Origin of the sequence: Marinobacter sp. UBA5687 (assembly GCF_002420325.1) — a bacterium.
In the GTDB taxonomy this organism is placed as follows: domain Bacteria; phylum Pseudomonadota; class Gammaproteobacteria; order Pseudomonadales; family Oleiphilaceae; genus Marinobacter; species Marinobacter nauticus.
The window spans coordinates 37239-45689 of sequence record NZ_DIHV01000129.1 but is presented as its reverse complement, the minus strand read 5'-3'; the positions used below and the strand labels follow the sequence as shown (position 1 = coordinate 45689).

At 57.5% G+C, this 8451-nt stretch carries 5 protein-coding genes; 1 reads left to right on the top strand and 4 read right to left on the bottom strand.

Features of this window, described 5'->3' with window-relative positions:
• Positions 1-139: 139 nt before the first annotated feature.
• The 4 genes from B3Y70_RS14550 to B3Y70_RS14535 all read right to left on the bottom strand — a co-directional run bounded on the left by B3Y70_RS14550 (position 140) and on the right by B3Y70_RS14535 (position 6229).
• The gene (locus B3Y70_RS14550) at positions 140-805 is read right to left on the bottom strand and encodes a response regulator (RefSeq protein WP_011785685.1); all 666 of its coding nucleotides are present in this window, start codon (positions 803-805) and stop codon (positions 140-142) included.
• A gap of 39 nt (positions 806-844) precedes the next feature.
• The gene (gene acs, locus B3Y70_RS14545; protein WP_286894543.1) at positions 845-2794 is read right to left on the bottom strand and encodes an acetate--CoA ligase; all 1950 of its coding nucleotides are present in this window, start codon (positions 2792-2794) and stop codon (positions 845-847) included.
• 298 nt (positions 2795-3092) lie between these two features.
• A complete protein-coding gene (locus tag B3Y70_RS14540) occupies positions 3093-4634 on the bottom strand; it encodes a fatty acyl-CoA reductase (RefSeq protein WP_288589989.1) in 1542 nt (513 codons plus the stop codon).
• A 269-nt stretch (positions 4635-4903) separates the two neighbouring features.
• Positions 4904-6229 carry a MinD/ParA family ATP-binding protein gene (locus tag B3Y70_RS14535; protein WP_288589988.1) on the bottom strand — a complete coding sequence of 442 codons (1326 nt, stop codon included), beginning with the start codon at positions 6227-6229 and terminating at the stop codon, positions 4904-4906.
• Between the two features lie 248 nt (positions 6230-6477).
• Between B3Y70_RS14535 and B3Y70_RS14530 the strand changes: the two genes are divergently transcribed.
• Complete coding sequence (locus B3Y70_RS14530) at positions 6478-8445, top strand: HDOD domain-containing protein (protein WP_273030330.1); 1968 nt, start codon at positions 6478-6480, stop codon at positions 8443-8445.
• Positions 8446-8451: the final 6 nt, after the last annotated feature.

Below are 8451 nucleotides of genomic sequence, written 5' to 3'. Positions count from 1 at the left end.
GTGCTTGTAGCGGTCCCAGGGAAAGCCTCCCCACCTGCGGCACAGCACCAGCCCCGAGAGCTACAGAACACAAGCAAGCCGAAAACAAAAACGGGAGCCCAAAGGCTCCCGTTTTGAAACAAACTGAAAAGCTAAAACCTCAACTCCCCGAAAGCGACTGCTCCGAAGGATCCAGCTCCATCTGCTGAATGGCGATCACCGCCTGAGTCCGATTACGAACCCCAAGCTTGCGGAACACCGCCGTGATGTGAGCTTTGATCGTCGCCTCCGAAACATCCAGATCGTAAGCGATCTGCTTGTTCAGAAGCCCCTCGGCCAGCATCCCCAACACCCGGAACTGCTGCGGTGTCAGCGACGCCAGACGCTCAGAGAAATCCGTGGTCTCAGCCTGCATCCGCTCAATCTTGTCGGCGACTCCCTCCGGCAGCCAGACATCCCCCTCCAGCACCGCCTGTATCGCCTCGGTAATGGTCGGCAAAGGTGCCGATTTGGGAATAAAGCCGGAAGCACCGTAATCAATCGAACGGCGCATCACCTGCAGATCCTCTGAACCGGACACAACCACCACCGGCAAACCCGGGTACTGGCCTCGCATGAACACCAGACCCGAAAAGCCATGGGCACCCGGCATGTTCAGATCCAGCAGGATCAGGTCCGCGTCCGGGTGCGACTCTACCGCCGCCTGCAGCGCCTTGATGCTGTCGACCTCCACCGTCTCGGCATCTGGCACCGCCTGATTGACCGCCTGTTTCAGTGCTGCCCGAAACAGCGGGTGATCATCAGCGACGATAATTGTTTGTGTCATTCAACAGATTCCTCACAGGTTAGTGCCAGCAGCGGGGCGTTACTTGAACGCCCGACTGCTGATCAGCTCATCCACTACGCCCGGATCAGCCAGAGTGGATGTATCTCCAAGCTGATCGTGCTCGTTAGCGGCAATTTTACGCAAAATCCTGCGCATAATCTTGCCAGACCGGGTCTTGGGCAGTCCAGGTGCCCACTGAATCACATCCGGCGAGGCAATCGGACCGATTTCCTTGCGCACCCACTGTACCAGCTCTTTCTTGAGCTCGTCGCTGGGCTCCTCGCCCTGCACCAGGGTTACGTACACGTAGATGCCCTGCCCCTTGATGTCATGCGGGTAACCCACCACGGCAGCTTCAGCCACCTTGTCGTGGGCAACCAGCGCACTCTCAACTTCCGCAGTGCCCAGTCGATGGCCAGAGACGTTCAGAACGTCATCCACCCGACCGGTAATCCAGTAGTAACCGTCCTCGTCCCGACGGGCACCGTCACCGGTGAAGTACATACCCTTGTAGGTGCTGAAGTAAGTCTGAACGAAACGCTCGTGATCACCGTAGATGGTGCGCATCTGGCCCGGCCAGCTGTCGAGGATCACCAGGTTACCTTCGGTCTTGCCTTCCAGGATGTTGCCTTCGTTATCCACCAGAGCCGGCTGAACGCCGAAGAACGGCAGCGTCGCGGAACCCGGCTTCAGGTCCACCGCGCCAGGCAGCGGAGAAATCAGGATGCCGCCGGTCTCGGTCTGCCACCAGGTGTCTACGATCGGGCACTTGCTGTTACCGATAACGCGGTGATACCACTCCCAGGCTTCCGGGTTGATCGGCTCACCCACAGAGCCCAACAGTTTCAGGCTGTCACGGGTGGTGCCGTCCATGCAGGACTCACCCTGCGCCATCAGTGCGCGGATAGCGGTCGGCGCAGTATACAGGATGTTGACCTTGTGCTTGTCGACCACCTGCCCCATACGGGAACTGTCCGGATAGTTGGGCACGCCCTCGAACAGCAGGGTGATGGCGCCGTTTGCCAGCGGGCCATAGAGAATGTAGCTGTGGCCGGTTACCCAACCGAAGTCAGCGGTACACCAGTAAACATCACCATCGTGATAGTCAAACACGTACTGGTGGGTCATGGAGGCATAGACCATGTAACCACCGGTAGTGTGCAGAACGCCTTTCGGCGCACCGGTAGAGCCAGAGGTGTACAGCATGAACAGCGGGTCTTCCGCATTCATCGGCTCTGGCTGGCATTCAGCCGAGGCGTTCTTCATCAGGTCTTCGTAACGCAGGTCGCGGCCTTCGGTCCAGGGCACCTGATCGTTGCCGGTGCGGGACACCACGACCACCTTGTCGACCTTGGCTTCGTCCTCATGCTTGAGGGCGGAATCCACATTCTTCTTCAGCGGGATGGCACGGCCGCCACGCAGACCTTCATCCGCAGTGATCACGAAACGGGATTTGCCGTTCACAATCCGCGCGGCCAGAGCTTCCGGAGAAAAGCCGCCAAACACAACAGAGTGGATCGCACCGATACGGGCACAGGCCAGCATGGCAACGGCGGTTTCAACGATCATGGGCATGTAGATGGTAACCACATCACCCTTCTGGACGCCCTGGTCCTTGAGCACGTTGGCGAACTTGCAGGTCTCTTCGTAGAGCTCCCGGTAGGTGACATTCCGGGATACCGAGGGATCGTCCCCCTCAAAGATGATCGCGGTCTGATCGCCCCGCTGTTCCAGGTGACGGTCCAGGCAGTTGGCCGAAGCGTTCAGGACACCGTCCTCGAACCATTTGATGGACAAGTTATTGTAATCGTAGGTACTGTTCTTGACCTTGGTGAACGGCTTGATCCAGTCAATACGCTTGCCATGCTCGCCCCAGAAGGTATTCGGGTCCTCTACGGACTGGCGATACATTTCCTCATATTGCGATTTGCTGACCAGTGCGCGCTCGGCGACCTCCGGACTTACCGGATATACCTGTTTGTCAGTCATTGTGCTCCCCCTTGATCTGAGTCTGTTGTCATTGTCGGTTTTTAAATTCAGGGTGGTCGGGCATTTTTCGCCCGCAAGACAGATGCCTGTAGTTCAACATGTGTGCCACCGCACAATGAATTAGACTAACGTCCTAAGATGCCCGGCAATTAGGGGCAACCTGCTCAGAAATGCAGCGATAACGGCAGTGACGGGCCACTACCAGATAACTCTCTCAAGGATAGTTGGCCCGCAGGAAATGGCCAAAACAGAAGGAGGAATCCGGAGCAGAAACGCTTTCCTGCCCCGGAGAAAATTTTCAGGCAGCTTTTTTACGCTGGCGCGCGGTTTTCAGGCTGTACACCTTTCGTTCTTTCAGGGCATAGCGATTGAGCCCGGCCAGGTGAATCTTGCGCAGGTAGAGCTCCCAGTCAATCAGGCGGGCATCCACCGGGAACAGCCCTTTATCGACCTCACCCATACGGTTCGCCAGCGCCATCAGCTCATCGTTCCGGAAGATATAATCCGGCGCGGTGTAGAAACCAAAAATGGTTGCCAGCGACTGGGTGGTATCCAGATTCCTGAGCATTTTCAGGTCCCGGGAATTTCCCAGTAATTTGAGCACACGGTCCGTCAGGGAGAGCGGTAAGCGAACACCACTGATCACCAAATCAAACAGCGCCCGGTTAACCGCCAGAAACGGCTTGCTGGGCTGCCGGTAGAACAGGTGATCGTAGGCAGCGTAATTGGCTTTTGATTCCGCCATGAGATGATCGATGAACTCACCCAGGGAGATTGGATTGCCGCCCCCGCTGCAACATTGATAGATGCGTCGCCGACCGGGTTCTCCAAGAGCTTCCGCCAGGGAAAGGATGATGGAGTTGGCCACCAGGTCCACTGGAATCACATCGATGATACCGGAGCGTTTGCCCGGGAACAGGGTCACCTTCTCACGTGCGTAGGCCAGGATAATGGCGTCTGCCACCTTCACACCCTCAATCCAGCCAGGCGCTGGCTCTTCCAGGGCACTTTCGATAATCGAAGGACGCAGGATGGTCAGGGTGCGGCCGTTCAACGCCTTCATCAGCAACTGTTCACCCAGCCACTTGGTAAAGGTGTAGGTATCGCTCCAGCCATAACGATTCGCCTCGCGAATACCCAAGTCCACCAGCTTCTTCTCCAGCACCTTGCCGGAATAACGGGCCTGCACGTCTTCGATTTTATCCTGCAGCAAACGAACCAGCTCTTCTATCTCGTAGAAGCCGTCCGGGGAACGTGGCACCGCCTCGCCCGCCGGCTTGATCACCGATTCGGTTACCTGCCCCGAATTCATGCCATTGACATAGCAGGTAGAGACCTGCAAGACCGCCAGCTGCGGGTTCAGGTCCGCCAGGCCGGCAATATTCCGCAGGCACAAGGTGTTGATGGCCAGCGCCTTGTCGAGCTCTTCACGGAAGTTGACGCTTGCGGCGGAGTTGATCACCGCATCCAGTTCGGTGGCGAGCTTGCGATAGTCTTCCTGCCCTATCCCGAAACCCGCTTCGGTCACCTCACCGGTCACGCAGTGAATGCGCTCCTCCAGAAAGGCATCAAATGCCTCTGAATCGGCCTCGCGAAGACGGTCAAACACCGAGGACGTGGCAATTTCTTCCAGGAAACGGGAACGAGCATCCGGGTGCCGTTTATTGCCCCGGATCAGCAGGTAAATAGCGCCGATATCAGGCACCGCCCGAATCAGCTTTTCGAGCACCACCTTACCGAGAAAGCCAGTGGTACCGGTGATCAGAACCCGCTTGCCACGGAGCTGTCCGAGCACCTTTGATGATGAAGTGTCAGCGTGATGTACCTGCTGTATTGCCATGATAGAACTCCTTCTCTGAGATCACTAATGCCGATCTGACACCGGCCAGTACTGTGCGGGCGGGGCACATCCCTTTCCCCGTCGTCACTGATTCCCTGTTGCAACCGCCTGTCAGAGTGCCTGCATATTGCGGGCCACGAGCCACGATATCGGTCAATTCTCACACAACGAACGTGACAGCACGGTGACAGACTGCAAAATTACGACACAAAAAACGCTAATAAAATGACAATTAAAAAGGCACATGGATCGCCCCGGAAACGGCTGCCTCAGGAGCCTGTTCGGTCTTTGCCCGCCAGCGCCCGCAACAGGTCGTCCAGTGAGACATTGGCCGGTTTTTCCCGCAGGGCGCGTACCAGTTGCTCCTGCTCACCAAAACTGACCCGGTCATACAGAGGCCCCTCAAGGCTGTGATGAACCGCCTGAGAGGGGGGCTGGTCACTCGGCGGTGGCGCCAACTCATCTGACAAATGCCGCAAATGACGAGCAAGACTGGCGCGATCGCGAGTCGGCAGCTTATCCCAGTTCATGGCGGCGAGACTGGTCTGAATGATCTCCACCGTGTCGGCATCGGGACTGCGCCCCAACAGTGCAAACAGCCGGGTAAATGCTTCATATCTGAGCATGACATCATCGGATACCGATACCATGGACTGCTCGAATTGTGCGATCAGATCCAGACAATGCTGCCGCCTGCTTTTATCCGCCCCACTGTTCTGACCATTACCTGCGTCCGACTCAGTGGCGCGTTTGGCGGCCCGGTACCAATAAGCGGCGATCCCCGCCTTTCTTGGGGGCAGTCGGCCAACATGAACGTTCAGCATCTCGGCCAGGGAGTGAAACTGCCGACAGGAGGGGTCCGAAGCCGGCAGCACCGTCACCGGCATCTGGTCCAGCACTGACTGACGCAGAGTTTCATCACGCCAGAGCCCGCCCAGATAATGAAGCGACCACTGCAGATGGCGCTGACAGGCACCATTAAAACGCTGAAACACAGAGCGCGCCTGACTGGCCCCCTGCGCCATATTAACGATCACTGCCGGAGTCCGGCGGTAGCCGCGGCGTTTGAGTACCTTCATCAGAGAAAAAGCGTCGGTTAGTGAGGCCGGATCAGGCGTGACAACCAGACAGGCCAGCTCGGCAGCAGCAATCATGTGCAATCCCACCGACTGTAAACCCGACGCCGTATCGATAATAACGGTGTCGTAGCGGTTCTCAAGCTCATGCAGTGCCCGGAGAACAGCCAGACCACCCTGCTCCGACATCTCCATACAGCTCTGCACACCGGATGCACCTGGGATCAGATCCAGCCCGCCGTAAGTGGTCATGATAATATCCTGCATGACGCATCGCCCCGCCACCACATCGGCAAGCGTGCGCTGAGGGTAGGCACCTACCATAATGCTGACGTTGGCAAGGTCGGTATCACCATCCAGCAGAAGCACCTTCTGACCCTGCTCGGATAGGGCAATGGCCAGGTTCAGCGCCACCGTGGTCTTGCCAACACCACCCTTTCCGCCCGTAATGGCGATGGTTCGGGTCTGGCGCGATTTTTGCGCTGGGTTCTGGCTTTGTGTCTGCTTGGGGACTTCCATGAAAAACAGCCTGGACGCTTAAACTTGTCACTATAAGCGACATTTTAACCTGTAAAAAGGGTACACATATCACAGACCGGATGACAGATTGCTTAAAAAAGCACCAATAAGTATTTAATAGTGACGGATTATTGTCTAAGCTCAGGGACCAACAAGAAGAATGAACACCCTGTCATATTATTTCAATACAGAACAGGGAAGCTTGCGCACGGCCATTAGCGGACCGCGCAGGACCAAAGGGGCGTGCCATGACTACAGCGACGGATATTGCGTCAGATCTACAGCTGCCGAGCCTTCCGGAGGTTATCCTGCGCGCTCTGGACGCCTGCCATTCCGGTCAAAGCTATCGCGAAATCAGTCGTATCGTTTCTGCCGACACCGCCCTCGTTACCCGGTTACTCGCCCTCACCAGCTCCGCGCTATACCAACGGGGAGCTCCCAGCCATTCTGTTGAACAGGCCCTGTTGAGACTGGGGACCCGAAAATTCCAGACGCTGCTACTGACGTCCGCGCTGCGACAGCTGATGTTTGAACTTGGAGGCGACGAGTGGCAACAACTGAGGGACTTCTGGCGGCACTCCCTGACCACCGCACTGACGGCCAAGACGCTGGCTACGCTGACCCGCTACCCGGAACCGGAAGAAGCCTTTCTTCTGGGGATGATGCATAACATTGGCGAGCTCATTGCGATCAAAACACCTTGCCCCGAACGCAAGCAACAGATACTGAACCAGCAGAACGACATCGCCGCCGGGCTTGTGTCCTCCTGGGGGCTGGGCACAATGGCTGTCGATGCCATGCGCTATCAACAGGCCCTGCCAGGACAACTGAGGGATGCAGGGCACCTGGTCAAGGTGGTCAGTCTCTCTACCCGGCTCGCTCTGTCTGATGCCGTAGGCGTAGGGGCAGCGGCCACCATCTTCGGATTGCAGGAAGATCTGACCCGTGAGATCAACAAGAAGATCGGCGAAGAGGTTGCCAGCGTGGCCGCATCCCTCGGTATCCCTCTGGATACTGACTACGATGCCCGCGAGGCCAGACGTCAGTTGAACCAGCGGCTGCTGGAACACACCATGGTGCGAACCGCGCTGGCGTTGCCAGCCTCTGGCCCGGAAAACCTCTCCACACTGGTGTCGGAAGCCGCCAGCAGCCTGGCACTGATCACCGGTCTCCCCGTGCTCTGCTTCAGCCGGGAGGGTGAGGATCTTACGCTGCGCTCAGGCACCTGCCGGCAACTGCCCGAGATGTCTGTTAATCCTACTTACGGCGACAGTGCGCTAACCACTGCTCTGAGAACCGGCACCACCACAACCATGGATCAGGCCGAACCCACCGTGCTTGATCAACAGCTGTGCTCCCTGCTGGCCGCACCCTCACTGCTGGCGCTCCCCGTTGCCACCGGGGACAGTGTGTTCGTGATTGGCATTGACGACCAGACAGTGGCGGGTGCGCGCAACCTCGGAGAGTTGTTCACCCGGGAACTCTCAGCGGTTCTCAAGCTGTCATCTGCCGATCGCCTTGGCTCGGACCAGCAAATGGTGAACGACCGTCTGCGCCGACAGGTACATGAGGTCAGTAACCCGCTCACAATTATCCGGCAGTACCTGTTCCAGCTGCGCAGCAGGCTCGAGGATCCAGATGTTCAGGATGAGCTGAACATCATTCAGGAAGAACTCGAGCGTGCCGGCAACCTGTTGTTGCAGATCAGCCAGCACGCTGCCGAAGCAACAGGCTCCGACACCGATCTGAACGAAGAACTGACCGGTCTGGGCAGAATCCTTCGGGACAGTCTGTTCCATGACGATCACCGAGAGCTTCACCTGCACCTCTGCAAAGCGGACACTCAAGTACAGGCAGCCCCCTCTGCGGTCCGCCAGATCGTCCTTAATCTGGTCAGAAACGCAGTTGAGGGTTTTGGAGAGCGGCCCGGAACCGTCACTCTGAAAACCACGGCACCCCTGTTTCAGAACCGACGTCGCTGGGTTGAGTTGCAGGTCACCGATAACGGTCCCGGCATTCCGGAGCCATTGCAACGCCGACTGTTTGAACCGGTCAACAGCACCAAGGGAGATGGCCATAGCGGCCTGGGGCTGAGCATTGTTAAACAACTGATTGATGACATGGAGGGCATCATTGCTTGCCACACCGGCCAGGAGGGCACGGCCTTCCGGATACTGCTGCCGGCGGCAAGTCATAACGATAACGACACCGACTGACGACGA

Bases quoted from the DNA above. Each gene is read 5' to 3' on its own strand.
- B3Y70_RS14550 (WP_011785685.1), bottom strand. From the start codon at position 805: ATGACACAAACAATTATCGTCGCTGATGATCACCCGCTGTTTCGGGCA.
- B3Y70_RS14530 (WP_273030330.1), top strand. From the start codon at position 6,478: ATGACTACAGCGACGGATATTGCGTCAGATCTACAGCTGCCGAGCCTT.
- B3Y70_RS14540 (WP_288589989.1), bottom strand. From the start codon at position 4,634: ATGGCAATACAGCAGGTACATCACGCTGACACTTCATCATCAAAGGTG.
- acs (WP_286894543.1), bottom strand. From the start codon at position 2,794: ATGACTGACAAACAGGTATATCCGGTAAGTCCGGAGGTCGCCGAGCGC.
- B3Y70_RS14535 (WP_288589988.1), bottom strand. From the start codon at position 6,229: ATGGAAGTCCCCAAGCAGACACAAAGCCAGAACCCAGCGCAAAAATCG.